The organism is Phaeacidiphilus oryzae TH49, from assembly GCF_000744815.1.
GTDB lineage: Bacteria > Actinomycetota > Actinomycetes > Streptomycetales > Streptomycetaceae > Phaeacidiphilus > Phaeacidiphilus oryzae.
In genome coordinates this window covers 3,067,361-3,091,819 of the sequence record NZ_JQMQ01000005.1, presented here as the reverse complement: position 1 = coordinate 3,091,819, position 24,459 = coordinate 3,067,361, and the positions used below count along the sequence as shown (strand labels likewise).

Below are 24,459 nucleotides of genomic sequence, written 5' to 3'. Positions count from 1 at the left end.
ATTGCTGCCCGCCCGGCGGCAGGCCGGGTGGGCAGCGATTCATGCTGCGGACTGGGCTCGGTTCTTGGGCGTTCGGCGCGGCGGCCTGGCCTTCAACCGGCGTACAGGCTCGATCGCTTCGGGCCTCGCCTTGTGCCAGCCCCTCGGTGTGCTCTCGGGCGCTGCCGGGAGGCTCGGGGCGCCACCCTCGTAGATCCGCAGGATCTCGGCGACGTGCTCAGCGGTGAACCGGTACGTGCCTCCGGGCTTCGTGAAGGGGATGCAGCCTTTCCGGGCCTGCTCCTTTACCCACCACTCCGAGCAACGGAGTGCGGCGGCGACTTCGGCCGCGCTGTAGACGGGCGGCAGCGCGGGGGCGGGGGTAACGGATCCTGATGTCACTGCTCGTCGTCCTCCCGATCGATGGGCGGGGCGCAGAACGAGCGAAGGCCGTCACGCAGAGGTGCGTGACGGCCTTCGCTCGCGGTGTTGGGTTGGGTACTTCCAGATGTCCGCTACCGTGCGCTACCCGCTACGGCGCAGGTCAGAGCCTGTCTTTTGGTAGCGGATAGGTAGCGGTAGCGGATGGCCCGGCTCAGCCGGTGGGGGTGAGGTCGGGTTCGCTCGCGGGGGCGGATTCGGGATTCCTATCCGCTACCGCTACCTCATCCGCTACCGAAAACAGGGGCCTGACCTGCGCGGTAGCGGTGGTAGCGGAGGTAGCGGACGTTTCGGAGTGGGGCGGACAGTAGCGCGTCCAGGCGTCCGCGAGATCGGCGGCGTAGTAGCCCTTGAGGACCGAGCCGGCGACCTTGATGTTGCGGGGCTTGATCGGTTGGTTGTCCTCGGTGACGTAGTCCCCGAGCATGCGCGCCAGAGAGCGGGAGTTGAGCGGTCGTCCGTCCATGTCGGCCCACGGGGCGTCGTCCATGGCCAAGAGGCGTTCGAGGATGGCGACGCTGGTCATCCGCTCGGCGCCGTCGAACACGTCGCGCAGGTCGGAGAGCAGCCGGATGCCGAGGGAGCCCTTGTCGTTGGCCTTGGCGGCGTTGACCAACTCCAGGCAGGCGGCCCGGGCCCGCTCGGGCCAGTGCCCGCCAGCGGCCTCGGCGACGGCGAGCAGCGGCTCCCAGACGTCGGCGGGCCGGTCGCTGACCCCCTCGGGCAGCTCGGGCCAGGCTCCATTCACCTTCTCGCGCACGCTGTCTGCCCAGTCCGCGAGGCGGTCGCGCAGGGCGTGGCCTTCGGGCTCGTGGATGCGCTGGCGGAACGGTTCCACCTGCTCATTGGGGGCGCGACGCCGCATACGGATGATGACGGCGCGGCTCATGATGGTGTCGGGCAGGTCGCCGAGGCCGGCCAGGGCGAGGGCGGCGTAGACGGGGAACTTGATGACGCGGTGGTTCTCGCCTTCCCGCACGCTGCGGTAGATCCCTCCGCTTCGGCGGTAGCCGGAGTTGATCAGGCCGCGCAGATCCTCGTTACCGAGGGCCTGGGGGCCGAAGACGGTATCGATCTCGTCCCACAGCACGGTGGGCCGGGTCTCCCCGTCGGAGACCGAGCGGAACAGCGCCGAGGCGCTGATGCCCACGGTGAACATCGACCGTGGCACCAGCGTGTCCACGATCTCCAGGGCTCGGGTCTTGCCGCTCCCGGGCTCGGGCGAGAGGAACGCCAGTCGGGCGGTGGCCTCGAAGCAGTCCATGAGGTGGGCGTGGGCGTCCCACAGCGTCACGGCCACGTAGGCCGCTTCGCTGGGGAAGACGTTGAACCGCCGGTGGTGGGCTTCGACTTCGTCCAGCAGGGCGGCGCCGTCCTCGGCCGTACCGGGCGGCTGGCCCTGCGGAGTGGGGGTCTGGTCGCTCATGCGGCTGCACCTTCCGTCGCGCGGATGTTGATGTGGAAGAGCCGGGGCGAACTGCGACTCGGCGCCGCCGGGCCGTACTGCTCGGCGGCTCGGGGAAGGGGCCTGTGGAGGGTGGGTGGTGTCATCCGGTGACCTCCTCGTGGTGGTGCGGGGTTCAGGCGGGCATGGCCGCGGACAGGGCGCGGGCGAAGCCGTTGGCGACGGCGCGCTCGGCGTACTCGGTGGGGACACCGACCGAGCCGGCGGCGGCCACGAGCTGCGCCCCGATCTCGTCCAGGGGGCAGGGGCCGGGGCAACGTGTGTGTTGGGCGGCCAGGAATCGGGCGACACCGAAGGTCTGCGAGCCGGCGCCGGACTCGGCACAGGCCCGGATCTTGCGCATGCCGCGCTCCAGCCCCGTATGCAGGTAGCCGGGGGTGTGACGGCAACCGGCGGCGGCTTCCGCAGCCCAACTCCCGGCCGGTCGCGGTGAAGAGGCCACCCCCGCGCCCGGCGGCGGGGTGGCTTCTTTCCTGCCCTGATGGAGCAGGGCAGGGATGGCGGCCGGTAGGTCGGCCAGGGGGCCGGTTCCGGGACCGAGCCAGCGGGCGTACTGGGAATGGGATTTGATGTCCACCCCGGGCTGTACTGCGTTGGCGGAGTCGCAGGTACCGCGGTAGATCCAGTGCTGGCCGCGGGTGGTGGGTACCGTGCGGGTGGCCGGCAGGGTCGTGCGGGCCCAGTCGAGGGCTGCGGGGCTGTCCAGGTCCACCACGGTCACCCCGGCTCCGCCGGGGTAGTACCCGACTGCCACGGCCCGCCGCCACGCTGCGCGCCAGGCCGGATGGGTCAGCCCAACGGGATCTTTGGTGGCGGCTGCCCAGCCGTGGCAGGGAGCAGGGCAGGTGCACGGCCCGGCGGCGCGCATGTTCGGACGGCCCCCGCAGGCCATGTGGGCACAGGCCGGGCAGTTGGCCACGGGCCGCTTTTGCGCTCCCAGTGGCAGCACTGGCAATCCAGCGCTCGCTAACTCCAAGGCCAGGAACAGAATTTCAGGCAACGGCTTCACCTTCTGCGTGTTGTCGGTGGGGTGGCGTAGATTCCCGGCATGCCGATCACGGAGTTCCCCCCGCCGCTGGGGACGTTGACGATGCGTGAGGATCTGGCCGCCTACTTCGAGACCGGGGCGACCGCCTGGCAAGGCGGGATCGTGGCCAACGTCGCAGCGAAGGTGGTGTGCATCTTCTCTGACCCTGCCAAGGGCGAACGGCACGGTTACACCTTCGACGGATGGACCGAGCCGGATGAACACGGCTCGCTGTACTGGTACACCGGGGCGGGCTCGCGGGGGCCTCAGCAGTTGTCGGGCGATAACGCCAAGCTGCTGAAGCACCGGGAGAAGGACCGTCGGGTCTTTCTGTTCGTAGCCGCGGGTAAGGCGCCAGGGCGCGACGCCGTTGTGCACCGCTACGTAGGCGAGTTCGTGGTAGACCCCGACGAGCCGTATGAGGAGTTGTTGGGGCGTGATGCCGACAGATTGCCTCGTCGGGTGTACGTGTTCCGGTTGCGCCCGAAGGATCCGGCTCTGGTCGATGTGCGCGAGTCCGATGCCCAGCAGCCTGCTCAGACCAGCGACGCCCTGTTCATGCCGGACTTCGATATGACGCCCCGGTTGGGGCCCGTTGAGTTCCATGGCGCAGATGAGACGGAGATGCACCCGGCCGTCGGACCCCGCAGGGTGGATCGGCGCGAGGGGCGTCTGCGCTCGCGGTTTGCCCAGCACTTGGAAGCGCTCGGGCATCAGGTGGGCAGCTTTCAGTTGACTATCCCGGGCGAGTCGCGGCCCTTTCCGGTCGATCTCTACGACGCGACTGATCACGTCTTGTTCGAGATCAAGAGCAAGAGCAAGCGCAACGAGATCCGGATGGCGCTGGGACAGTTGCTCGACTACCGCAGGCACATCCCCGGCGAGGATCTGCGCACCGCGATCCTGCTACCCGAAGAGCCCAGCGAGGACCTTACGGACCTGATCCATCAGGCTGGCGTGCACCTGGTGTACCAGGACGGGGAGGGCTTCGAGGGGCTCCCCTTGACCTGAGACCCCGGCCCGCCCCGGGGGGTTGGGGCGGGCCGGTACAGACGTTCGTCTCAGAACGGCGCGCTGTCAGCCGTACCCGACGTAGCGGGGACGCTGCCGAGGGTGTCCCACGGGTTGGCGCCGCCGTTGCCGTCGGCGCGGTTGGCATTGGACCGAGTGGTGCGCTCGACTTTCGCAGTGGCCCACCGTAGGGACGGGCCGATGTCCTCTACGTCCAGTACGAACATGGACCGGTTCTCGTTCTCCTCGGTGGTCCAGTCGAACTGTCGCAGCCGGCCGGTGGCGATGACGCGGGCGCCCTTCGCCAGGGACTCCGTGACGTGCTCAGCCAGGTCGCGCCACGCGGTGCAGCGCAGGAAGAGAGTGGTGCCGTCCTTCCACTCGTTGGTGTTCTTGTCGAAGGACCGCGGAGTGCTGGCGATGGTGAACTTGGCCAGCGCCGCGCCGGCCGGGGTGAAGGTCAATTCTGGGTCGCTGGTCAGGTTGCCAACCAGGGTGATGGTGGTCTCGCCGAGGGACATGAGATTGCCTCCGAGAGGGCGTGCAGAACGGAGCTGATGCGGGTGTTGGGTGAGGCGCCGAGCCGGGCGGGCGCTCGGCGCCCAGGCGTGGCCGGCTCGGCCGTTCCGCCTTGGCTCAGCGGCAGCACGACGCTTGGCCGGGCGTAAGGCGCCGGTCAGGGGTCACAGGTCGAACAGGCCGTCGGGGGTGCCCTGCTCAGTCGCGGATGTGCGGGCGGCCGAGGCGGCGCGACACTGGGCGCGATCGCGGCAGGCCAGGCACCAAGCGATCAATCGACTGGCGGGCAGCGCGGCCACCTGGTGAACGGGCAGCAGCAGTGCGGCGGGCTCGGCCGGAGCAGCGAGCAGCCGGTAGGCGGGGCGGTTGCTGTGCTGGTGCTCGCAGCGTCCCCCACCGTCTTTGTGACGAGCGCCGCATTGGCCGGTGCACTGGCAGCGCTGACCGGCACGTTCCATGACGATGTTCCAGGTGGGAGTTGCAGCGAGCGGTTGGTGAGCCATTACGTCATGCACCACCCGGAGTCGCACTGCCCGTCGCCGTCGTCGCTGAGGTTGAACAGGACATCGACACCGTCGGGGATGGCTTGGCGCAGGGGCTTACCAAAGCGGGTCAGGTAGACGTGGTCCTTGCCCAGCTCATCCCGCCGGGCGTTGAGCAAGTCTTCGAGCTGGCAGGCCCGCTCGAACAGGGCCGGTCGGGAGCGGCGCATCTCATGCCAGGACTCCGGCCGGCGGAACGGGCAGAACCAGCACGAGGACTTCGGCGGGATCGGCAGCCCCGCGCCGCGGATAATGCGGGCGCAGTCGATGCGCCGCAGGCCGAGGGTGAGCAGCGGGTAGTCGATGCGTTCGTGCCTCTCGCAGCGCCGGTTGTTGGCCCGCTCGATCTCATCCAAGGAGATGCCGATGCCGACCGTGGCCGGGTTGATCTCGCTGGCGCCGCGCCGCTTCAGCTCCCGCCCAATCACCTGGATCTTGTAGTCCGCGGTGCACGAGCGCGTTCCCGGGGCCCCGTTGCTCATCCGTACCGGAATCTTCAGCGACTTCGAGCCTTCCCGGGTCAGCTCTCCGTACAAGGTCCGGGTCTCCTTCGAGCGGACCATCACCCGGCGCAGAGTGGTCAACTCGATTCCGTGGTCAGCCGCGTACGGGCGGGCGTAGCGCTGGACGTAGGCGAGGGTGGCCGGGTCCTCGGAGTCCTCACCGACGTTGGCGAAGAGGAACGTGCGGTAGTCCAAGCGGCCAGCCGCGGCCAGAACCAGCGCGGCGGTGGACTGCACACCACCGCCGAAGGAGAACGATCGCAGTTCAGGGCTCAACGGCTCGCTCATGCTGCGCTCCGCAGGTTCGGCCGAGGGGTGGCAACAATGGGAGCCGGGTTCGGCTGCTCCAGCAGGGCGCGGACGGCCGGGACCAGGGTTTGGAGGGTGCGCCAGGTGTTCCAGGCGCAGCGGTCGGCGTGGTCGGGGTCGGACTCGGTGCGGTAGGAGTGGGACTGTGCGGCGATGTCCTGCTCGGCGCGCTCCAGCAGGGCGGCCAGGTCTGCGGGGATGGTGGGGGCGATGGTCGGCTGGGGGTGGTTCACGGGTGGGCCTCCTGTTCGGTGAGCTGGGGGTGCCCGATCAGGCGCATGCCGCCTTGGCCGTCGCGGTTACCGATGCGGTAGGCGGCGGCAACGTCGAAGGGATGGGCGGCGTCGGGGTTGTCGGGGATGAGGTAGTGGAGCCAGCCCTCGAAGGAGTCGCCGGCGGCGACGCGGGCGCGGATGTCGTCCAGCAGGGCGAGCAGATCGGCACGGCTGAGGTTGTCCACGGCGGACTCTCCGGTGGTCAGGCGGCTGCTCGGTGGGGCTCGGCGGCGGTCGCGTCGGCGGCCCAGGCGTGGCGCACGGCTTCGCGGCCGGTGGGCTGGTCGTCGGAGGGTTCCCGGGTGACGGGCATCTGTAGGCCGATGAAGTCTTCGCCGCGGGCGAAGACGATGGGCTTGCCGGCGCCGGTGGCCCACACGGTCAGCGGCACGTACCGGTCCTGGCGGGGGATGCCCTTGGACCAGCGGGCGAGGTAGGTCGGGTTCAGGGCCAGGTCGTCGGGCAGCTCCGGCTCGCGCTCCAGCGTCTGGGCGAGCAGGGAGCGCCAGTTGGGGAACCGTTCGGCCTTCTCCGAGCGATCCGCAGTGCGCAGCGTCTGCTCGCCGATGCGGATCTCCAACTGCCGGCCGGGGCGGTAGTCCAACTCCGCGGGCTCCTCCGCGGCCAAGGGCCGCATGGTGCGCAGGGCGCGCAGGTCGGCTGGGCTGAGCAGGGCCCGCCAGCGCTGAGCCGCAGGTATGGCGCCGCGCTCCCGGGCGGGGCGGGTGCGGGCGATGGCGAAGCTGTAGCGGTCGGTGGCGACCGCGTACAAGTGGCTCGCGTCGGTCTCCAGAAGCACCCCGTTCAGGGGCGGGAGCAGGTCGTAGGCGTCGGTGTACATGTGCGGGGCGACCTGGGCGAGCAGCGCGTTCAGGTCGTGTATCGGAAGCATCTGGGTTCCTTCCTGCTCAGGCGACGCGGCGGCGCAGGTCGATGACGGGGGCCAGGTCTTCGGCCGGCGCGGGGTGTCCGTCGTCGGGCGGGGGCGGGGTGTCGTGGCTCTCGGTCGGGGCCCCGGTGGCGCGCTGCTCGGCGAAGACGGAGCGGATCATGGCGGCGCGGCGGCGGTCCCGGGGACCGCTCAGGACGGCGAAGGCGGCTAGGGCAAGCGGCGGGGTCGCCAGGCCGGCGGCAATGAGGGCATCGGCGTTCACGGTGTTCTCCCGTTCATGGAGTCGGCCAGCAGGGCGGTGAGGTGTGCGCCGAGTTCGTTGAGGCGTTGGTGCATGCCGTCCCAGGACTCGTTGTCGATGCGCATCACGTGGTAGAGCGAGGCGGGTACATCGCCGGCGCGGGCGGCTTCCAGGGCCTCGCGCAGGTGCACGGCCGAGAGCGGCTGGATCTGTGGTGAGCGGCGCATGGCGGTCTCCGTCCGGGCGGCGAGGCGGGTCAGTGGCCGACGTGGTTGGCCACGCCGGTGGCGCTGTGCAGCAGCCCGTTGATCACGGAGTCGAGTCCGGTAGAGGCGAGGCAGAACCCGAACAGGGTGAGCACCACCGCGACGCCGAGGCCGACGTAGCGGGTGCGGACGAGGATGCACACGACGATGAACAGGGCTATCGCGATGGGGATGGACACGGTTCCTCCCGGGGCTCGGTTGTGACGCAACGTAGCGATTACTGGTTAGTGGCTAGTGGTCAGTGGCAAGCGCAGAAACCCCTCCCTAGGGGCTGTTCGGGTCTGCGGGAGGGGTTCTACTGGTTAGTGGCAAGGTGGCCAGTAACCACTAACCAGTAGCCGTGTGTGACGTTCAGGCGTGGTCGGTGTGGACATAGGCGGAGTGCGGGCCGTTGTCCCGGTAGATCAGCTCTCCGCGCTGCACGGCGGCGCGCAGCGCGGCGCGGACGGCGAGGCGGCTGCGGCCCACGAGTTCTGCCACCGCGGAGGGCTTCATGCCGTCCGGGCCGGCCGCGCGGATCGCGTCTATCGCCCGGGGAAGCCAGTCGGGACCTGCCGCCGGTTCCGGCCCGGCTTCCGCCTGCTCGGTCGCGGGGGCGCTGTTGTCGCGGAGCGAGGACAGGTTCAGTCCGCCGGCGCGCTCGGCGGGTTCGTCGGTGGTGCCGTATGCCTCATCGATCTCGGCCATGAACCGGGCCGCCAACGCGTCGGCGGCCCCCTCTCCCGCCTCTCCCGCGTCGTCCTGCTCGGGCTCGGGCCGGTGGTCGGGGTTCAGGGCGCGCAGGCTCAGGCCCCCGGTGGGCGGGGCGTCGGTGAGGTAGACGGACTGCTCATCCGGCGAGGTGCCCGGCTGCTCGGTCGGGGCGGCGTCGGTGGGCTGCCCGGCAGTCTCCGTGCCGGACCACAGCCAGCCGGCGCGGTCGGCGTCCCAGCGTCCGGCGTAGTCCTCGCTGCCGGCGCGCGCGGAGACCTCGTCCAGGTAGGGGCGGGTGGCGTTGGTGGCGAGGGTGACCCGGCGGGCGAGGCTGGGGGCGGTGCGCCAGCCCTTGAACCCAGTGGGGGCGAATCCGCCCTCGCCGGCGGCGCCGATGACGCCGCAGCCCTTCGCGGTGAGCTGGGTGACATCGACCTTGACCCGGCGGAAGAGCTTGCCGGCGTTGTCCCCGTTGGCCTCGCCGGAGGTCAGCGCGACGCCGACCGGGGAGAACTTGCGGACCTGGGTGTTGCCGATCGCGGAGACGTTGCCGTCCACGGCGGTCAGGACCAACCGGATGCCCATGGCGCGGGTGGTGCGCATGACCCTCCACACCATGCTCTGCACGTCCTTGAGCGTCTGGTTGCGGAAGTTCCCGGCGGACAGCAGCTCCGCGCCCTCGTCGATGACGATCTGAATCTGCGGGAGCTTCGCGGAGACCGGCAGAAGGGTGGTGTCGTGCTCGTCCATCAGGTCCTGATAGGCCTCCTGCCGCATGGCGTTGATGGCCAGGGCCGCGCGGAGCATGCGCTTGGCCTCGGCCGGGGTGGACGCGATCCAGTCCACGCCGGGCCGGGTGTCCGCGGGCGGGGGCGTGGTGCCCTCGCGGGTGGGCTTGTGGCCCTGTGCCTCCAGCCAGGGCCGCACCCAGGGCCGGCCGACCGCGCCGGCCTTGAGGTCGATGACCCAGGTGAGTACGTCGGTGCAGCGGGCGAAGCCGGACAGGACCGCGTCCAGGAAGGTGGACTTGCCCGATCCGGGCGGGCCCAGGATCAGCGCGCAGGACTCGCGCAGGTAGACGACCACGGGGTTGGCGTTGGGCAGCAGTCCCCAGGGGATACCGGTCAGCACCGAGAGCGGGGAGAGGTCGTCGGGGTAGTCGTGGGCGGCGTCCAGGACGTTGGTGGTCATCACGTCCAGCACGGCCCGGCCCTGCCGGTCGCCCTCCTCCACATGCACGGTGCAGCCGAGCGGCAGCTTGGCGTCCGCGGCCAGCGCGCGGGCGGCGGACTGGATACGGTCCCAGGTACTGCCGTCTCCGGGCAGCTCTACCGCCAGGGAGTAGCCGGCGCCGCTCGGCCAGAACTCGACTGCGAACACGGTCGCCTGCACCCGGCAGACCCGGGAGATGCGGTCCTGCCACTGGTGGGCGAGGTCTTCGCGGTCGGCGTTGAGCTTGGCGGCCAGCGCGCGAGCCTCGGCAGTCAACTGCTCCTGCTCGGCGGCCTCCTCGTGGACCGCGGCGTGCGAGGCCATCGCCCCGACCCCTACGCCCAGGGCGACCAGGGAGCCCAGGACGGGCCAGTGCAGCGGCCCCTCGGCCAGAGCCCAACTGGTCCAGCCGCCGGCGAGCAACCATGAGGTGGCGCGGGTGACCGCCGAGCGCAGGGTGAGCCGGCGGTGGATGCTGTGGCCGACTCCGTGGCCGAGGGCGCCGATCGCGCCGACCGCGAGGGGCCAGGGCGCGGGCATGCCGGCGGCGGCACCGAGCATGGCTACGGCGCCCGCGCCGGTGGTGGCCGACAGGGCCCCGGAGATGGGGCCGTGGCCCGCGGCCCAGTCCAGCGGGGGCAGCGCGGTCGGCTTGGCCTCGCGCTCTCGCTTCTTGCGGGTCTCGGACTTGGGGCGGGTGCTGGAGAGGTTCAGTGCGGGTTGCTGCGGGGCCATCAGGCAACTCCCAAGAGGACGACGGGGGTGGAAACGGGCGCGGGCCGCCCCGAGGGTTCGGGGCGGCCCGCTGGGACGCGGCGGTGCGGGGGGCGGGGTCAGGTTTCGTTGTTGGTGGTGTCCCACTTGCGCTCGGCCTCGATGCCGTTGCGCGGGTCCTCGTGGCGGGCGATGTCCTGCTCGTGGACGTCGCGGAAGACCTTGGCCACCTCGCCGGAGGCGTCCACCGCGCGCAGAAGCTGCACGAACACGTCGTTCAGGGCCTCGGCCACCTCCTTCTCAAGGGGGAACTCGGCGTCGGCGCGCTCGGCGAGGATGCGGAAGGTGTTGGCCACCGAGTTGAGCGCGTCGGGGAAGGACTCGCAGGTGGACAAGACGTGCATCATGCCGTCGGGGTCGAAGGACTGGGCGGCGGCCTCCATCTCGGAGGCGGCCTCATCGAAGAGGAAGCCGGGCCCGGACCCGGCGGGGGCGGCATCGGCCATGGCGGGGACTCCTATCGGGGCGGAACGACGGCCGCGGGGGACGGTCGCCAGGATCTCGGGGTTGTCGGGGTCGGCGTCGGCACGCGCATCGGCAACGTCCCGGGCCTCGCGTATGGCCTGGTCGCGGGCAATGCGGTGCTCGCGTGCGGTGCCGGTCAGCCGCCAGTACAGGCGGCGACCGGGGTACATCAGGCGCTCCCAGCCCAGACGCCGGCCCAGCGCGGTGGCCGGGATGCCCAGCGCGCCGATCGGCAGGGCCAGACCCGCGGCCAGCAGCCGCCGGCCGTGGAAGCGCAGGGCCGAGCGCAGCAACTGCATACGGGCGCGGCGGCGGTGGGCCGCCTTGCGGATGCTTGCGCGCCGGTCCTGCACCTTCTGCCCGGTCCGCACGTCCCGGGCGCCGCGCAGGGCGCCGCGGGCGCGGGCGGCGGCCCGTCGGGCCAGGCCACCGCTCTTGCCACCCAGGGCGCGGGCGGTACGGGAGAGCGGGCCGCGGACGGCGGCGCGAGCGCGGGCCCGCTCGCGGGCCTGCGCCTTGGCCGCACGGCGGGCATCGGCCACCGAGCGGCGCTGGTCGCGCTGCTGATGACGGCGTTGCTGCCGGGTCGGCGCCTGCTGGTCGCGGGAACGGCGCAGGTCCCGGACCGCACCCATGCGCCCCCGACCGCCGCCCGCGCTTCCGCGGGCCGCGCCGAGGCGTCCGATCCCGCCGGCAGCGCCTGCTCGGCGGGCGGCTGTGGTCTCGGCGCGATGGGCGCCTCGGCCCCTCGCCCCTCCGGCCAGGCCGCGCACGCTCCCGGCCGGGGTTCGACCGCGAGTGGGCGCCGTGAGCCCGGTATTGCCCAGCGCGGAGCGGCCATTGCCGTTACGACCGGCCCCGGAACGAGACTGCCGTGGCAGGCCGAAGCCACCGCGAGACCCGCGGCCGGAATGCCCGTGACCAGCTCCGCGTCCCGCGCCGCCGGGGCCGGCAGCGCGCTGGCGAGGGCTGGTTCGGGCCCGGCCAGCGCTGCGGGCGTTGCCGCGGCGGCGCAGGGCCAGCGCAGCACCCGCCAGGGTGCCACCGGCAGCGACGGCTGCCAGGGTGACCGGCCCAGAGACGAGCGCTCCGGCCGAGGCCAGCCCGATGGTCGTGTTCGCGGTGGCCACTGCCAGCGGGATCGCGGGCAGCCCACCAGGGGTGTGACCGCCCGGCGGCCCCTTGGGGGCCTGCGGGGAAGCGGTTGGCTCGGGTTGGACCGGCTCCACCGCTTGGGCGGGTCGCTCGGTCACGGTGTCTGTCATCGTGAGGGGTGCCTCTCTTCCGGGGGAGGAAGTCCGGGGCGGGCTGGTAGCCGGCAAGCACACGGCCCGCTCCGGGCGCTGGGGGATGGGGACTACAGGGGGTCCGGGGCGAAGTAGCGCAGGCACGCGCCGGACTCGATCCGAGTAAGGGCGGCCAGCAACTCCCGGTCCTCCCCGATCTCGATCTCGTGATACCGGTCGCACTCGTAGAAGCCTTCGCACGCGCAGGGCACCAGCAGGCGCAGGCCGGGCAGCTCACGGGCGCCGGCCTGCTCACGGAGCAGCCACAGGCCCTCGCCGAGGTGGGCGACCGCGCAGCCGGCCCCCTGCCCCGGCCGCGGAAGCGGCCCCATGCTGGGGTAGCCGGTCCAGTCCTCGCGCAGCAGCGCCCCGGCGAGCAGGTTGGGGAACCACATGTCCACCTGCTCGTCAGCCTCGTAGACGGCCATGGCGATCTCGCCCTCGCGGCGGTCGCGCTCGCGCTGGGCCGCGGCCTCCTCGGCCTCGGCGCGCTCCCGCTCCAAGGCGGCGCGGTAGCCCATGGCGAGCGCTCGGACCAGTTCCAGCGGGGTGGCCACGGCATGCATCGTCTCTTCGGTCATGACGCTCACTCCGTTCGGTCAATCCACAGACTGTGGAAGGCGCATCGGCCGGCGGCCCTCAACGGCTGGCGATGGCCAGCTCGGCACCGTCGGTCGCCGGACCGCGGTGCTCGGCGTAGCGGCCGGAGACCCAGCCCACCGACCAGCCGCACAGCTCCGCGGCGGCCCTCACCGGTAGCCCTGCGCCGAAGGCGGCGGACACGATCGCGCGCGCCTCCTCCTCCGGCAGCTTGGTCTCGGCCGGGCCGCGCTCCAGTAGGGCGGCGCGTTCACGCTCGGCGCGCTGCTCGCGCTCGGCCTGTTCACGAAGGCGCGCCTGATCGCGTGCTCGGCGCTCCCGCTCGGCCTGCTCGGCCGCCTCGTGCTCCGCGCGTTCACGGTCCCGCTCGCGCTGTTCACGCTCGCGCTCACGTTGTTCACGCGCCTCCCGCTCGGCCGCCTCGCGGGCGGCTTGCTGCTCGCGCTCCTCCCGCAGCCGGCGTTCCTCGCGCTCGGCTGTCTCGCGGGCCAAGGCGGCTTCGTGGTCGCGCTGTTCACGGGCCATGAGTGCGGCGTGCTCGCGCTCTTCCCGGGCCCGCCGAACGGCCCGCTCCGCGCGTTCCTCCTCGGCCAGCTCGCGCAGTTCCCGCTCGGCCCGCTGCCGCTCCTCCAGCGCCACCAGGGCGGTGGTGATGGCACGGCGGTAGGCGAGTCCGGTCTCCGCGGTCACGATGAGCAGCAGCGGTGCCACCGCGTGGACCGCCACCCCCACCAAGTCCCGGCGCAGGGCCGAATCAGCGGTATTCAGAGCCAGGGTCATGGCGCCGGTCATCCACCGAAGCGCAACCGGCCAGCGCCCTCCGCGCCCGCCCAGCCGGGCGAGCACCGAGTCCATGCGCACCACGATGACCACCGCGGCGTCCACGACCAGGGGCAGAATCGGTGCCGTCCACGCCCACCGATGCGGACTGTGGGAGGCCATCAACGGGGTCACGGTGAGGATCGAATACAGCATCGCGCCGGAGACGATCAGCCATGTGCCGACCGACAGCGCCCGCTCCGCTGAACGGATCTGAACACCGTTCACGCGGCCACCCCCGCCCCGTGAACGAGACGCCTCCGGAACGGACGCGAGCGGCGCAGTGGAAGAGCGGCAAGGCTCAGCAACTGCTCGGCGAACTCCGCCAGCTTCGGTTCCGTCGTGCGCAGGTCGGTCAGGATGTCGTGGGCCGCGTCCATGCGGGCGGCGCGTTCCTGTTCGCTCTCGCCGGGGACGCCGGTGAACAGCTCCAGGTCGATCCCGAGATCGATGCCGAGTGCGAGTTCGCTGAACTCGGTGTCGGTGACCGCGTGCTGGCCAGCAACGATGTTCTTCACGGGTCTGCCTTTCCAAGGTGTGGGGCTCCAGTGGGGCGGCTGCCGGTGCATTCCAGGGCGAGGCAGCCGCCCCACTGCGAGCAAGAGAAGTGGGGGCGCTTAGCGGCGCCACCAGGGGATGACCTTCTCGGTGCGGATCACGCGGTCGTTGGCGGCCAGGAACGCGGGCGTCTCCGCCCGGTCGCGGCGATCCACGCGCGCCGGTTCCCGGCGGGCCTGCCGATGCCGCGCGACCGCGGACGGGTCGCCGAGCAGGCGCACCCGCCAGCCCTGACGTCCCCCGGCGTGCTCCTGCGGACGGTTGACTACGGGGCGGCCAACGTCGCGGTGGTGGACTGCCACGGTCAGCTCAGCCGCGGTGAGCCGAAGCGCGAGGGCCTTGGCGATGGCGGGGGCGCGGTGGCGACCGCCAGCGCAGCCGAGCGCGACCACGACGGGCACTGCGGACGGGCCGTTCACGAAGCCGAGCACAGAGCCGGCCAGCCCGCTGAGCAGGTCCACGATCCCGGGAGTGGTGGTGACGGCCTCGTACACCCGGGGGTCGTCCGCAGTCAGGTGCCGCAACCGCGGGTCGAAGTGCGGGTCACGGAAGTGCTCCCGGAGGTCAACGGTCAGATGGGCCTCGGGCGGCTCGTCAGCATGCAAGTAGCCGAACGAGACGATCTCAACGTCAGTCATGGGCGAGTCCTCGAATCAGTCGCTGCCTCCGGCAGCGAGGCGGACGGGACGATCCGGGATCGTCCGCCGAGACCGCCCCCAGTCGAGGCGGGCGGGCACGACGGACAGCCCCGGAGGGCTGCGAAAACGCTGATGAGATGCCACGCCTAGACGCCCCGGCAGGGGCGCGGCGGCGCGGACGTGGACCTACAGGCCCCCATGCGGAGGCGTGCGGCCTAGCCAGGGACCTACCTGGGGGCCAGCCGGGCCCATGCGGAACTCCCGGCTTCGATCCACGCAACGCTCTTCAGTTCTCAAGGAACGAGGGCTTCCTTCGACCGGCTCTCGCCGGTCTCCGGGCCACTCGGACTAGCTACCGATTGACCTAGGTCTTTCGGGGTGATGATGAAGTTACCTAGGTCAATGTGAGCTGTCAATGGTCTCGGTGACGGAGTTTGAAAATGACCTAGGCCAGTTACCCTCGAAGGCATGACACAGAGCCCCGACGCCCGGCCGACGTACAAGGACATCGCGTCGAAGATCCGTGAGGACATCGAGCGGGGCGCCCTCAGCCCTGGAGAGCGGTTGCCTACCGGGCGCGAACTCGCAGAGAGGGAGGGCGTCCACCTGATGACCGTTCAGAACGCCTACCGCTTGCTGCGGGATGAGGGCTTGGTCGTCTCCCAGCAGGGGCGGGGGACCTTCGTCCGCGACCCCGCCTCTCCCGTCGGGGAAGAGCACGGCGGGAGTCCCGCGTTCGCTGCCCTGTCTAAGGAGCTGGCAGCGATCCACCGGACACTGGGCGACCTGTCAGAGCGCCTTGAGCGCCTTGAGCGCGCGGCCGACGACAAGGGCTAGACAGCCTCTCGCTGACTTCGCCTGTTCGCCGGAGGAGGCTCTGAGCTTCGGTGTTGAGGCGTCGCAGGCTCGCTTCGATCAGCGCCGCCTCGGCAGCGCTGAGCCCGCTCCAGATGGCTTCCGGACTGGTCTGCTCCGTCATGACAACCAGCTTCGGGGCGCACAAGGCGATGGACCCGGACAGTATGTCCGGGTCCATCGTCGTTGCAGGTCAAGCTAGTTGACGGCGCCTCAGATAGTGCTCTGATTCGCTGCGGCGAGAATCGCACTCCACGGCAGCCCTCGCCCGGGTGCGGCTTCCCGCGGCTCATAGAGCGGCCACACGTCAGGCCCGTAGACCAGGCTCACCCCTGCCTCGCGCAAGGCGGCGAGGTGCTGCTTCCAAGCCGGATGGCGGGCGTGTGCAGCGTTCACCCGAGGAAACACCACCACAGGCAGACCATGGGTTCCAATAGCCTCGCCCACCTGGGTGAGCGCTTGGTTGTCCATGATGCCGAGGGCCAGCTTCGCCACCATGTTGGCGCTGGCCGGAGCCACCACGTAGCAGTCAACGGGTGGATGAGGCCGTGCGTCTCCCGGCATCCGGGGCGCATCCCTCACCGGTAGGCCAGTGACCTTCTCCAGACGATCCAGCTCACCGGACTCCCGAAGCCATCGGCCAGCGGTCGGCGTCAGCGTCACCGCGACCTGCCATCCCTCGGCCAGCGCCGGCTCAACCAGCCCCGTCCTCAAATGCTCAACTCCGCCGGCCGCCGAGCCAACGACTCCCAACACACCGCGACTTGCTGAACTCACTGCACCGCCCTGCATCGTTGCGCCATCGTGAACAGCTCGGACGAGCGGGCCCCACCGGTAACCGGCGCGTTCTTCACCAGGTCCCGCAGCGTCTCGCGTACCCGGGGATTGTTGCGCACCAACTGGGGCGAAGTCCGCTCGGCTTTGCGCAGCTCACCGAACGCATCGTCGTTCCGGCCGGCCAGCGAGAGCGCACGGGCGTAGTCGATCCGGTGGGACACTCCGCGCTCCGGCGGCATGTGGTCGACGTCCACCTCCCCATGAGCCACCACGTAGGAGATGTTGTCCAAGTCCAGCTCGGCGGAGATCCGATGCAGGATCACGTTCGTCGGGCCGAACCCGGTCTGCCAGTAGTTCTCATCCGAGCCGAGCCGATCGGCCAGCTCCTCGGCGCGGTTGAGCAGGCTCGTCGTCGTCCCGCGGTCCTGTTGGCGGGCTGCCGCGATGGCTGCCCGAAGATGGATCATCCCGAGCAGGCTGAGCGCTTCCGGATCGCTGTCCTCTACCCGCTGCGTCAGCCACGCTGCCGTGGTGTCTCCCAGCTCCATGGCGGCGTCGTACCGACCGTTGGCGAGCAGCGCATGCGTCCCGGAGCGAGCAGCGGACGCCAGCACCAAGGGGTCCCCGGATTCGTCCGCGGCCCGCATCGCGCGCTCGGCGGCCAGCCATGAAATGTCGGATTCCCCCACCTTGGCCAGCGTCGTCGCAGCCAGGTGATGAGTCCGCGCAGAGACCGCCCAGCAGTCCCGCCGCTCCGTCGCCGACCGCGAGGCGCGATCCTCCAGTTCCTGCGCGCTCTGGAGCAGTCCGGGCAGAGCCGCGATGACCGTCCCCAACCGGCCGCCTTGGTAGTCCGCCCACCGCTGTTCCACGGTCGTCGCGACGGGGGCCGGCATCGGGAGTTGGGCGTCAGCCTCCGGCCCGAACAGCAAGCGGGAGAGCCGACGCGGGCTCATCAGCGCTTCCCGCACGGCAGGTACGTCGTCCTGCTGCTGGTCGTCCTCCATCAGAACGGGCTGCCCGACCAGGTCCCCGAGCGGCACCCGCAGGATGCGGGCCAGCTCACCGAGCATGTCGATCCGGGGCGGCTGCCGCCGGCCGGACTCGGCCTTGGCCAGCCAATCCGTGCTCCGGCCCACCAGGCCGGCCAAGACTTCCTGCGTGTAGCCGCGACGCTTCCGGTAGAACGCGATCCGCTCGCCGATGCTCATGTGATCGCTCAGACCACGCATGCGCGTGCCCTCCCGTTGTGTAGGGGCGTGCTCACCGTACCGACGGAGCATCAAGACGCGAGACGTCACCTGCTCCCTAGTGCTACCCAGCCTGCGGGGCATAACAAGCAGAGCCCAGACAGTCTGTCCGGGTTCTGCAAGCTCAAGACGCCTGTCACTCGATCCAGTCCAGGGCCACGTCTGCTGGCGTGGCCCTCCACACCATTCCAGAGGCATGACTCAGTCAACTGTTGGCGTGATTGTGAAATTTTTGATGTACTGAGGCCGATAGGCGGAAGTGCGCGCCAGTACGACAATGAACCCTTTGTGCAATTCACCCTGCGAGCAGAAGTTTTCAAGTTTCTCGTTGGCAACAGATTTTCTTGGATGCCTGGGAATTTGGGATGCGCAGCGCTACCGTCCTTGGCATGGACGAAAACATGTATGACCGAGTCAGTCGCCTCTCCGATCTCCTGAATGAGATGCAAGCACTGCTCGCTCAGATGGATAAAGGTTCTCAATATCCCCCCGAAACCACGGTCAAACTCGGCGAAACTCTCGACCTTGTTTCCGTCAAGTTGGCGCGTGAACTTGAATCGCTCCGACAGTACCTGTCGGAATTTGATGCCTACGATGCTAGGGCGCAGCAATTCGCGGATCGTAATGGAAATGATGTCGTCGGTATCTATTCGCTGCCAGGCGATGGATTTATCGCGGCAATTGCAAACCGAGAGGAAAACTTTGATTTTCTTTTTGGGGAAAAGATGGAGGAGAAGCCGCCGGGACCAGAGATTCCCAGCAGCATCTCTGTCGCCATCTACTTGGACACGGACGACACTACTGTCAGTGAACGAATAGTCGAAAAAGTTGATAAACTAGTCGAATCTATGGGGTACGTTCAGACGGGAGAAGTTGACACTGAGCCGGGTTCAATATGGCGCAGCTGGCGCGCCAGGATGGTCCGGGAAGAACTGGCGACTCGTATGGTAAAGGTTGAGCGTGCGCTCGAACTCACGTACGTGGAATCGAGGCAGGCAGAAGCCGATTCTAAAGAGGCACAGGCGGTTGGAGGGATCATTGGCGCTCTGGTATCGGTGCCCCGTGCAGCCGTGCGCGCGGGTTCCATTCTAGTTCTCAAATTCCCCATCCAAGGCGAGACGGCCATTTTTGTCCGCAACCTTTCTCAAATGGAGATCCGTGCTTTGGAAAAGTTTCCAGAAATTCAGCGCTCTCCCGAGAGGGTTTTGGAAAGTCTTGCATTGGCTATAGCGTCTCATCCCGAGCTGAAAGCTGGAGATGGCGATTCTCTCTAGTGGTTCCTTGGAGTCGTGGAGGCAGCGGCCGTCGGGCGGCGCGCGTGTATTGGGGTCGGCCACGGTGCTACCTTCGTGATGGTGACGCAGTAGTGAGTGTCCGGCCGGCACGGTGCGATGTCGTGGGAGCGATAGGGGAGTGGATCTTGTTCGGGGCGCCTTGGCGTACCGGGCGAGACCAACTTAGACCGACGCTCTGACCTGCCGCGGTGTAGAGGGCTCAGGTCACAGGTCTGTCGAATCCTCGTTCGCATCGAGGGGGTCAGGGGTTCAAATCCCCTCAGCTCCACCCAGGCCAGAGGTCCGTTCGGTTCTTCCGAGCGGGCCTCTGGTGTTTTGTACAGCAGTGATGTGCAGCGACTACGTCGTCGGACCTTGATCCACGCCGTCCCCTCGATGTACTTCCCGAGCCGCTTCAGCGCCCGCCGCGTGGACTCCGAGGGGAGACCGCGATCCTGCTGTGCCGAAGGATCTCCGCGCCGGCGCGTCGGTACATTGCACGCGTGACCCGGAGCGCCCCGGGGCCGTTCCTTCTCCTGGACGTCGACGGCCCTCTGAACCCCTACGCCGCCCCACCGTCCCGTCGGCCGGCGGGCTACCGGACCCACCGCTTCCTCACTCCCCGCTGGGTGGCGGCCGAGCGCGCACGACTGTCCGCGTGGGGGATGCCGCACAAGAGGCCCAAGCCGCTGCGGGTCTGGCTCAACCCCGATCACGGCCCCGCTCTGACGGCTCTGCCGTTCGAGCTGGTGTGGGCGACGACGTGGGAGGAGGAGGCCAACGCCTTTGTGGCGCCCGCGCTGGGGCTGCCCGAGCTGCCGTGGATCACCTGGCAGCCGACCCGGTCGGTGCCGGAGGAGGGGGTGTTCTGGAAGACCCCGGAGGTGGTCGCCTGGGTGGCCGGGCAGCCGTTCGCCTGGCTGGACGACGAGATCACCGAGGCGGACCGCGCCTGGGTGGCCGTCCACCACCCGGGGCCGGCGTTGTTGCGCAGGGTGGATCCGCGGACCGGTCTGTGTCCCGAGGACTTCGCTGCCCTGGCATCCTGGGCCTCGGACCTGAATGGCGTCCGCGAGCGGTACGGCAGCGAAGTGCGGCAACCTCAGCTGCCGGAAACCATCACCGCAGCACGCAGCAGCCTCCAGCGACCGCCCCGCCGGTAGTGCGCATCGAGGGGGTCGGTGGATGCCAGCAGAGACCATTCGCTGTCTGCGGTCATGGGCTCAGTCCCTTCGCACCAGGTCGGTGTCGTGCGAGGCCGCTCCGAGAGCTGCTGCTCTCGGAGCGGCCTCGGCCCCCGTTCCCCCGTTGCCCCCGTCGTCGCCGGCCCTGCCGAGGGCGGGCAGGCGTGTTCGGCACGTTAGGGCGTGGCACCGGGGCCGTGCCAGGGCAGGGGTGCACGGATCGACGGCCGGGGTGCGCGGCCACCCACAGGACGCGGGGGCCGGCTGTCGTCTCGTGCACAGTTCGCGGGCCGGAGTGTTCACCCGTGCCCAGATGACGGCTGTTCGGTGGCGAGGGCCTGGACCGCGAACCACAGCGGGCGGAGGCCGCTGAGGGTTTCGTCCTCCTGGCGGGGGTCGATGGCGGCGAGGTCCAGGTCCTCCTGGCCGCCGGGGATGTACAGCTCGCGCTGGAGCAGCGGGCCGACCGCGGCGAGGTGCCGGCGGACGGTGGCCGTGGACACCCCGAGCGCCTCCGCCGCCCGCTCCGCGTTGCAGTCGGCCTCGGTGACCCAGGCGCGTACCGTACGCCGCAGGTCGCGCCCGTCGCCGGGGCCGGGGGCCAGGGGTTCGAGGACGCCCGCCGCCCACTGCCGTACGGCGGGACCGGAGAGCATCGCCCGGAAGTCGGCCTCGGGGTCGGTGTCCGACTCGTCGTATCCCCACTGGCCGGCGATCTGCACGGCCAGCGAGACCCGGACCCGGGCCGAGTCCGAATTGCGGTCCAGCCCCAGCAGGTTGAACGCGGTCCGGAGCCGGGCGTCCAGGGTGTTGCGGTGGCAGCCGATGATGGCGGCCGCCGGAGCGGCGCGGAACTCCAGGCCGAGGGCGAGGGTGTCCAGCAGCCGCCCGCGCCGGCCGGTGGGCTGCCGCAGCAGCGGGCGCAGCAGCGTTCCCGCCCACCGCCGGGCCGGCTCCGGGTCGAGGACGTCGATCAGCCGCGGCTGCTCGTCGGCGAAGACGACCCGGTCCGGCGCCCGCCGGGCGAGGACCAGCGCGGTCACCGCCGAGGTGTAGGCGGCGGCCAGTTCGCCGAGCGGACCGGGTCGGCTGCCGCCCAGGCGGTGGCCCGGCCGGGCGCGGACGATCTCCGCCAGGGCCTCCCGGAGCCGCCGGTCCTCGGGCTCGCTCGCGCAGGGGTGGACGACGATCAGATGGTGGTCGAACGCCGGGCAGCGGACGAGCATCGCCCGGTCGTCCACGGCCCTCTCGATCGGCCCCGCGGTCTCCTCGCGGTCGGTGCCGCCGCACTCGACCACATAGCAGTACGCCTCCTCGCGGCTGAGCAGTCCCGGTGAGATGCCCGCCATCACGCGCTCGGCGGCGCCCGCGTCGCCCACCATCAGCAGCTGGAAGGCCGCCAGCCGGGCCGCGTTCAGCGCCGTACGGCCGGCCGGGCCGGCGCGCTCCGCGCGGTCCTCGACGCACTGCGCGATCAGGCCCAGGACCTGGGCCGCGCGGCGCATCAGCTCGCGCGAGCGCTCGCCGAACGCCTCGCAGGAGGCGGCGGAGAGGGTCGCGCCGGTCGGCGCCAGCTGGATGATCCGGGTGTGGAGGCGTGCGGAGGAGCCGGCCGCGGCCGGCACGCCCCGGAGGGGCCCACTGCCGACGGCCACACCCCCGACGGCCTGCTGGACGAGCAGCGGCGCGAGGGCGGTCGGGGCGGTGGCGGGGGACGCCGCCAGGACTCCCCGCAGCGGGTCGCTGACCATGACCTGCCCGCCCGGCAGGGCCTGCGACAGCCACTCGGCGACGCCGAGGAGGGCGTCCGGGTCGGACGGCCGGGTGGGCAGCCGGTCGAGGAGGGCGGCCAGGTCCCCGGCGCGGCGCCGGTCCTCGCGGCCGACGAGGTCCGCCAGGCGGGGGGCCAGCCGGGCCCACTCCGCCAGGCTCGCGGTGGTGGTCAGCAGGGGGACGCCCAGCCGGCCGGCCGCGGACCGGACGGTGCCGGGGACGGCGGCCGCCCCGTGCCGCGGGACGTGCAGCGCGAGGCCGGCGGCCTGCCGCTCGGCCAGTTCGGCCAGCAGGGCGGTGAGCGCCCGGGCGGGCCCCCCGCCGTCGGCGACGACGAGGGTGTCGGTGAGAGCGCCCGGCCCTTCGGACGCTTCTTCCGCCCGCGCGGGCGTCGACACCTCCGCCCCCACCCGCACCCGCACTCGTCGGACCGCCCGCTCGGCGGCCGTCCCCGCGTCCGCCGGAGCGAGCCGGAACTCGGCGATCCTGCACAGCTCCTGTAGGTCGGGCACGGGCGCGGGTTCCTCTCGCTGCGGGGCGGCGGGCTCGGGCCGGCTGACGGAACCCGGAGTCAGTCGACGATAGCGATCGGGGACCACGGCCCACTCGGACGCCCACCCGCAAGGCCCACCCGCACGGCACGCTCGCACGGTCCGCCCGGCCGGTCCTCAGGGGCGGCTCACCGCGTAGAGGTAGCAGCCGTACTCGACCGCCCGGGCGTGCACCAGGACGACCTCGGGGGAGGCGAAGGCCTCCGCCAGGGCGGCGTCCATGGTCGCCACAGGGTCGCCGGATTCGGCGGGGTCGGCGGGGTCCGCGGAGAAGTCGAGGAGCCGGCCGCCGACGATGTGGCCGCGGGCGTCGTAGCGGCGGAGGGCGCGCCGGACGCCGGGGCGGGCGAAGGGGTAGTCCGCGCGGCCCGGCTCCGGCCCGGCGCAGTCCCCGGCGTGGACGAAGACCGGGCCCGCCTCGTCGTACGCCCCGGGGTCGGCGCCGGTCTCGGCCGCCCAGCGGCGCAGCGGGGCGTAGGAGACCAGCGCGATCCGCTCGCCCGCCTCCACCGGGCGCAGGCAGCAGCGCAGCGGGGAGCCGACGCTGTCGTTCGGGTCGTCGGCGCTGCCCGCGATGTACGGCCGGCAGGGGCGGCCGGAGTCGTCGAGGTCCCGCAGCTCCTTGAGGGTCGAGGGCGGGATGGGGAGGGGCTGATGGCTCGTCATGAACTGCGTCATGACTCCAGGGTGGGCGCGGCCCGGCCCGATTGCTGGCGGCTTCCGGACGCCGCGGCCGGGCAGGCCGGCTAGCCCGCCCCGCCGCGTTCCAGCAGCCGCCAGAAGTACTCCAGGTGCTCCGCCATGTCGACGTCCCCGTCGTACATCCACTGCACCTGGAGGCCGTCCATCAGGGCGATCAGGAGGACGGCGAGGCGGTCGGGGTCGAGGTCGGCGGCGAGGCGGCCGGCCGCCTGCTGGGCGCGGACCATCTCGCCCGCGCGCCGGCGGGACGTCAGATAGCGGTCGCGGAAGTAGTCGTGGGCCGGATGGCCCTCCTCGGCGGCCTCGGAGGAGAACCGGGAGTAGAGCTGGACCAGTCCGGGGACCTCGGCGTTGTGCCGGACGATCCAGGTGTAGCCCTCCCGGTCGTCGGCCGGCTCCGGGGACTCGGTCAGGCTCTCCCGGGCGGCCCGGACGTCGACCTGGTCGCGCCGGCGCAGGATCTCGGCGAAGAGCTGCTCCTTGGTGCCGAAGTAGTGCAGCAGCCCGGTCTGGCTGAGGCCGACCGCGGCGGCGAGTTCGCGGACGGTGGTGCGGCTGTAGCCGACGCGGGCCACGATCTCGAGCGCGGTGGTCAGGATCTCCTCGCGCTTGGCGATCCCCTTCGCATACGAGCCTCGTCGAGCCATGCGTCGCACCCTATCGGGCGCCCGGCGACTCTTGTCCACGAATACCGAATGGCATACTGTTTTTGCGTCGCACCGACCAAGGGGAGCTCAGATGAGGACACCGCAGTCGATCGAGGACAGGGCCGCGCTCGGCAGCGGCGCCGACTTCTGGACCACCAAGGCGGTCGGCGACGTCCCGGCCCTCACCCTCACCGACGGCCCGCACGGCGTCCGCCGCCAGGCCGGGGAGACCGACCACCTCGGTGTCTCCGCCAGCCACCCCGCGACCTGCTTCCCGCCGGCCGTCGGCCTCGGCCAGAGCTGGGACCCGGAGCTGGCCCGCCGGATCGGCGAGGCGCTCGGCCGGGAGAGCCGCGCCCTCGGCGTGGACGTACTCCTCGGCCCGGGCGTCAACATCAAGCGGGATCCGCGCTGCGGCCGCAACTTCGAGTACTTCTCCGAGGACCCGTACCTGACCGGGACGGTCGCTGCCGCCTGGGTGGAGGGTCTGCAGAGCACCGGGGTCGGCGCCTCGCTCAAGCACTTCGCGGCCAACAACACCGAGCACGACCGGATGCGCTCCAGCTCGGACGTCGACCCGCGCCCGCTGCGGGAGATCTACCTCCGGGCCTTCCAGCGGGTGGTGCGGCAGGCCCGGCCGTGGACCGTGATGTGCTCCTACAACCGGATCAACGGGGTCCACGCCCACCAGAACCACTGGCTGCTGACGGCGGTGCTGCGCGGGGAGTGGGGCTTCGACGGCGTGGTGGTCAGCGACTGGGGCGCGGTCGAGGACCGGGTCAGGGCGGTCGCCGCCGGACTCGACCTGGAGATGCCCGGCGCCGGCGGTGCCTCCGACGCGCGGGTCGTGGCGGCGGTCCGCAGCGGGGAACTGGACGCCGAGGCGGTGGAGCGGGCGGCGGCCAGGGTCGCCGCCCTGGCCGCCCGGGCC

General features: G+C 71.0%; 26 protein-coding genes, 1 tRNA gene and 2 pseudogenes. 6 read left to right on the top strand and 23 right to left on the bottom strand.

All coding sequences use genetic code 11. The annotated features are described in order from the left end of the window. Nucleotides 1-39: 39 nt before the first annotated feature. The 3 genes from BS73_RS39630 to BS73_RS17485 form a co-directional block, all read right to left on the bottom strand. Complete coding sequence (locus BS73_RS39630; RefSeq protein WP_084704147.1) at nt 40-381, bottom strand: helix-turn-helix domain-containing protein; 342 nt, start codon at nt 379-381, stop codon at nt 40-42. Between the two features lie 193 nt (nt 382-574). Then, nucleotides 575-1,846 (bottom strand): DUF3631 domain-containing protein, encoded by a 1,272-nt coding sequence (locus BS73_RS17490; RefSeq protein WP_051940046.1) that lies wholly within the window; start codon nt 1,844-1,846, stop codon nt 575-577. Between the two features lie 154 nt (nt 1,847-2,000). Beyond that, nucleotides 2,001-2,606, bottom strand: a complete 606-nt coding sequence (locus tag BS73_RS17485) for a bifunctional DNA primase/polymerase (RefSeq protein WP_407675021.1) — start codon at nt 2,604-2,606, stop codon at nt 2,001-2,003. Between the two features lie 327 nt (nt 2,607-2,933). Between BS73_RS17485 and BS73_RS17480 the strand changes: the two genes are divergently transcribed. Further along, nucleotides 2,934-3,923, top strand: coding sequence for a hypothetical protein (locus BS73_RS17480; protein ID WP_037573560.1), 990 nt, complete (start codon nt 2,934-2,936; stop codon nt 3,921-3,923). A 50-nt stretch (nt 3,924-3,973) separates the two neighbouring features. Here BS73_RS17480 and BS73_RS17475 read toward each other — a convergent pair whose 3' ends face one another. From BS73_RS17475 to BS73_RS17410, 15 genes are all read right to left on the bottom strand, one after another. After that, complete coding sequence (locus tag BS73_RS17475; RefSeq protein ID WP_037573558.1) at nt 3,974-4,444, bottom strand: single-stranded DNA-binding protein; 471 nt, start codon at nt 4,442-4,444, stop codon at nt 3,974-3,976. A 162-nt stretch (nt 4,445-4,606) separates the two neighbouring features. After that, complete coding sequence (locus BS73_RS36305) at nt 4,607-4,900, bottom strand: hypothetical protein (RefSeq protein ID WP_152617639.1); 294 nt, start codon at nt 4,898-4,900, stop codon at nt 4,607-4,609. A gap of 44 nt (nt 4,901-4,944) precedes the next feature. Next, nucleotides 4,945-5,775 (bottom strand): adenine nucleotide alpha hydrolase family protein, encoded by an 831-nt coding sequence (locus BS73_RS17470; protein WP_152617638.1) that lies wholly within the window; start codon nt 5,773-5,775, stop codon nt 4,945-4,947. Then, complete coding sequence (locus BS73_RS17465) at nt 5,772-6,029, bottom strand: hypothetical protein (RefSeq protein WP_037573556.1); 258 nt, start codon at nt 6,027-6,029, stop codon at nt 5,772-5,774. The genes BS73_RS17470 and BS73_RS17465 overlap by 4 nt, the downstream gene beginning before the upstream one ends. Then, the gene (locus BS73_RS17460; protein WP_037573553.1) at nt 6,026-6,256 is read right to left on the bottom strand and encodes a hypothetical protein; all 231 of its coding nucleotides are present in this window, start codon (nt 6,254-6,256) and stop codon (nt 6,026-6,028) included. The genes BS73_RS17465 and BS73_RS17460 overlap by 4 nt, the downstream gene beginning before the upstream one ends. A gap of 17 nt (nt 6,257-6,273) precedes the next feature. Then, entirely contained in the window at nt 6,274-6,963 is a 690-nt protein-coding gene (locus BS73_RS17455) for a beta clamp domain-containing protein (RefSeq protein ID WP_037573551.1), read from the bottom strand. Between the two features lie 16 nt (nt 6,964-6,979). Then, nucleotides 6,980-7,225: a hypothetical protein gene (locus BS73_RS17450; protein WP_037573548.1), complete on the bottom strand. Its 246-nt coding sequence runs from the start codon at nt 7,223-7,225 to the stop codon at nt 6,980-6,982. Next, a complete protein-coding gene (locus BS73_RS17445; protein ID WP_037573546.1) occupies nt 7,222-7,431 on the bottom strand; it encodes a hypothetical protein in 210 nt (69 codons plus the stop codon). Before BS73_RS17445 ends, BS73_RS17450 begins: the two co-directional genes overlap by 4 nt. A 29-nt stretch (nt 7,432-7,460) precedes the next feature. Then, nucleotides 7,461-7,649: a hypothetical protein gene (locus tag BS73_RS38790; protein WP_037573543.1), complete on the bottom strand. Its 189-nt coding sequence runs from the start codon at nt 7,647-7,649 to the stop codon at nt 7,461-7,463. Nucleotides 7,650-7,821: 172 nt separating this feature from the next. Beyond that, nucleotides 7,822-10,110, bottom strand: coding sequence for a hypothetical protein (locus BS73_RS17435; RefSeq protein WP_037573540.1), 2,289 nt, complete (start codon nt 10,108-10,110; stop codon nt 7,822-7,824). Nucleotides 10,111-10,208: 98 nt separating this feature from the next. Beyond that, nucleotides 10,209-11,249, bottom strand: coding sequence for a hypothetical protein (locus BS73_RS37475; protein ID WP_235215431.1), 1,041 nt, complete (start codon nt 11,247-11,249; stop codon nt 10,209-10,211). 722 nt (nt 11,250-11,971) lie between these two features. After that, nucleotides 11,972-12,481 carry a hypothetical protein gene (locus BS73_RS17425; RefSeq protein WP_037573528.1) on the bottom strand — a complete coding sequence of 170 codons (510 nt, stop codon included), beginning with the start codon at nt 12,479-12,481 and terminating at the stop codon, nt 11,972-11,974. 58 nt (nt 12,482-12,539) lie between these two features. Next, the gene (locus BS73_RS17420) at nt 12,540-13,547 is read right to left on the bottom strand and encodes a hypothetical protein (protein ID WP_037573525.1); all 1,008 of its coding nucleotides are present in this window, start codon (nt 13,545-13,547) and stop codon (nt 12,540-12,542) included. After that, nucleotides 13,544-13,837 (bottom strand): hypothetical protein, encoded by a 294-nt coding sequence (locus BS73_RS17415; RefSeq protein ID WP_037573522.1) that lies wholly within the window; start codon nt 13,835-13,837, stop codon nt 13,544-13,546. Before BS73_RS17415 ends, BS73_RS17420 begins: the two co-directional genes overlap by 4 nt. Nucleotides 13,838-13,936: 99 nt before the next feature. Beyond that, nucleotides 13,937-14,515: a RapZ C-terminal domain-containing protein gene (locus tag BS73_RS17410; RefSeq protein WP_063837009.1), complete on the bottom strand. Its 579-nt coding sequence runs from the start codon at nt 14,513-14,515 to the stop codon at nt 13,937-13,939. 468 nt (nt 14,516-14,983) lie between these two features. On the opposite strand from BS73_RS17410, the gene BS73_RS17405 reads away from it, so the two are divergent. Continuing rightward, nucleotides 14,984-15,352 (top strand): GntR family transcriptional regulator, encoded by a 369-nt coding sequence (locus BS73_RS17405; protein ID WP_037573520.1) that lies wholly within the window; start codon nt 14,984-14,986, stop codon nt 15,350-15,352. 231 nt (nt 15,353-15,583) lie between these two features. Here BS73_RS17405 and BS73_RS17400 read toward each other — a convergent pair whose 3' ends face one another. Together BS73_RS17400 and BS73_RS17395 are read right to left on the bottom strand one after the other, a co-directional pair. Further along, the gene (locus BS73_RS17400) at nt 15,584-16,162 is read right to left on the bottom strand and encodes a flavoprotein (RefSeq protein ID WP_200886709.1); all 579 of its coding nucleotides are present in this window, start codon (nt 16,160-16,162) and stop codon (nt 15,584-15,586) included. Continuing rightward, a complete protein-coding gene (locus BS73_RS17395) occupies nt 16,144-17,379 on the bottom strand; it encodes a helix-turn-helix domain-containing protein (RefSeq protein ID WP_037579993.1) in 1,236 nt (411 codons plus the stop codon). The genes BS73_RS17400 and BS73_RS17395 overlap by 19 nt, the downstream gene beginning before the upstream one ends. Nucleotides 17,380-17,786: 407 nt before the next feature. Here BS73_RS17395 and BS73_RS37470 point away from each other — a divergent pair, with 407 nt between their 5' ends. From BS73_RS37470 to BS73_RS17390, 3 genes and pseudogenes are all read left to right on the top strand, one after another. After that, nucleotides 17,787-18,671, top strand: coding sequence for a hypothetical protein (locus tag BS73_RS37470; RefSeq protein WP_152617637.1), 885 nt, complete (start codon nt 17,787-17,789; stop codon nt 18,669-18,671). A gap of 211 nt (nt 18,672-18,882) precedes the next feature. Further along, nucleotides 18,883-18,960, top strand: a tRNA-OTHER gene (locus BS73_RS37465). Nucleotides 18,961-19,174: 214 nt separating this feature from the next. Beyond that, nucleotides 19,175-19,732 (top strand): annotated as a pseudogene (locus BS73_RS17390) (hypothetical protein); the annotation flags it as partial. Between the two features lie 422 nt (nt 19,733-20,154). Here the strand turns inward: BS73_RS17390 and BS73_RS34750 are convergent. The 3 genes from BS73_RS34750 to BS73_RS17375 form a co-directional block, all read right to left on the bottom strand. After that, nucleotides 20,155-22,140, bottom strand: a complete 1,986-nt coding sequence (locus BS73_RS34750; RefSeq protein ID WP_051940045.1) for a helix-turn-helix domain-containing protein — start codon at nt 22,138-22,140, stop codon at nt 20,155-20,157. Nucleotides 22,141-22,296: 156 nt separating this feature from the next. After that, entirely contained in the window at nt 22,297-22,845 is a 549-nt protein-coding gene (locus tag BS73_RS17380; protein ID WP_037579989.1) for a DUF1203 domain-containing protein, read from the bottom strand. 80 nt (nt 22,846-22,925) lie between these two features. Beyond that, nucleotides 22,926-23,528, bottom strand: coding sequence for a TetR/AcrR family transcriptional regulator (locus tag BS73_RS17375; RefSeq protein ID WP_200886708.1), 603 nt, complete (start codon nt 23,526-23,528; stop codon nt 22,926-22,928). Here BS73_RS17375 and BS73_RS39625 point away from each other — a divergent pair. Further along, nucleotides 23,527-24,384 (top strand): annotated as a pseudogene (locus BS73_RS39625) (glycoside hydrolase family 3 N-terminal domain-containing protein); the annotation flags it as partial. The gene BS73_RS17375 and the pseudogene BS73_RS39625 sit on opposite strands and share 2 nt — an antisense overlap. Nucleotides 24,385-24,459 lie beyond the last annotated feature (75 nt).

Excerpts from the sequence above, each read along its gene's own strand:
- BS73_RS37475 (WP_235215431.1), bottom strand. The coding sequence starts at position 11,249 with ATGGGTGCGGTCCGGGACCTGCGCCGTTCCCGCGACCAGCAGGCGCCG.
- BS73_RS17395 (WP_037579993.1), bottom strand. The coding sequence starts at position 17,379 with ATGCGTGGTCTGAGCGATCACATGAGCATCGGCGAGCGGATCGCGTTC.
- BS73_RS37470 (WP_152617637.1), top strand. The coding sequence starts at position 17,787 with ATGGACGAAAACATGTATGACCGAGTCAGTCGCCTCTCCGATCTCCTG.
- BS73_RS17380 (WP_037579989.1), bottom strand. The coding sequence starts at position 22,845 with ATGACGAGCCATCAGCCCCTCCCCATCCCGCCCTCGACCCTCAAGGAG.
- BS73_RS17490 (WP_051940046.1), bottom strand. The coding sequence starts at position 1,846 with ATGAGCGACCAGACCCCCACTCCGCAGGGCCAGCCGCCCGGTACGGCC.
- BS73_RS17375 (WP_200886708.1), bottom strand. The coding sequence starts at position 23,528 with ATGGCTCGACGAGGCTCGTATGCGAAGGGGATCGCCAAGCGCGAGGAG.
- BS73_RS17480 (WP_037573560.1), top strand. The coding sequence starts at position 2,934 with ATGCCGATCACGGAGTTCCCCCCGCCGCTGGGGACGTTGACGATGCGT.
- BS73_RS17410 (WP_063837009.1), bottom strand. The coding sequence starts at position 14,515 with ATGACTGACGTTGAGATCGTCTCGTTCGGCTACTTGCATGCTGACGAG.
- BS73_RS17475 (WP_037573558.1), bottom strand. The coding sequence starts at position 4,444 with ATGTCCCTCGGCGAGACCACCATCACCCTGGTTGGCAACCTGACCAGC.
- BS73_RS17470 (WP_152617638.1), bottom strand. The coding sequence starts at position 5,775 with ATGAGCGAGCCGTTGAGCCCTGAACTGCGATCGTTCTCCTTCGGCGGT.
- BS73_RS36305 (WP_152617639.1), bottom strand. The coding sequence starts at position 4,900 with ATGGAACGTGCCGGTCAGCGCTGCCAGTGCACCGGCCAATGCGGCGCT.
- BS73_RS17435 (WP_037573540.1), bottom strand. The coding sequence starts at position 10,110 with ATGGCCCCGCAGCAACCCGCACTGAACCTCTCCAGCACCCGCCCCAAG.
- BS73_RS17405 (WP_037573520.1), top strand. The coding sequence starts at position 14,984 with ATGACACAGAGCCCCGACGCCCGGCCGACGTACAAGGACATCGCGTCG.
- BS73_RS17425 (WP_037573528.1), bottom strand. The coding sequence starts at position 12,481 with ATGACCGAAGAGACGATGCATGCCGTGGCCACCCCGCTGGAACTGGTC.
- BS73_RS17445 (WP_037573546.1), bottom strand. The coding sequence starts at position 7,431 with ATGCGCCGCTCACCACAGATCCAGCCGCTCTCGGCCGTGCACCTGCGC.
- BS73_RS17455 (WP_037573551.1), bottom strand. The coding sequence starts at position 6,963 with ATGCTTCCGATACACGACCTGAACGCGCTGCTCGCCCAGGTCGCCCCG.
- BS73_RS17400 (WP_200886709.1), bottom strand. The coding sequence starts at position 16,162 with ATGCAGGGCGGTGCAGTGAGTTCAGCAAGTCGCGGTGTGTTGGGAGTC.